Annotated in this window: 1 tRNA gene; it reads right to left on the reverse strand. The window is 44.3% G+C overall.

Annotation, left to right across the window (positions count from 1 at the left end):
• Positions 1 to 127 precede the first annotated feature (127 nt).
• A tRNA-Gly gene (locus JFU56_RS22875) sits at positions 128 to 203 on the reverse strand.

Consider the following 203-nt stretch of genomic DNA (forward strand, 5'->3'; position numbering starts at 1 on the left):
GAACTCTTGACCTCAACCTTGGCAAGGTTGCGCTCTACCAACTGAGCTAGTACCGCTTCATTTTGATTTAGAGTTTCACAACTATTCGAATCACCTAAATGAATTAACATTCAAATCAATCTGAATTTGGAGCGGTACAAGAGGCTCGAACTCTTGACCTCAACCTTGGCAAGGTTGCGCTCTACCAACTGAGCTAGTACCGC

Origin of the sequence: Moritella sp. F3, assembly GCF_015082335.1 — a bacterium.
In the GTDB taxonomy this organism is placed as follows: domain Bacteria; phylum Pseudomonadota; class Gammaproteobacteria; order Enterobacterales; family Moritellaceae; genus Moritella.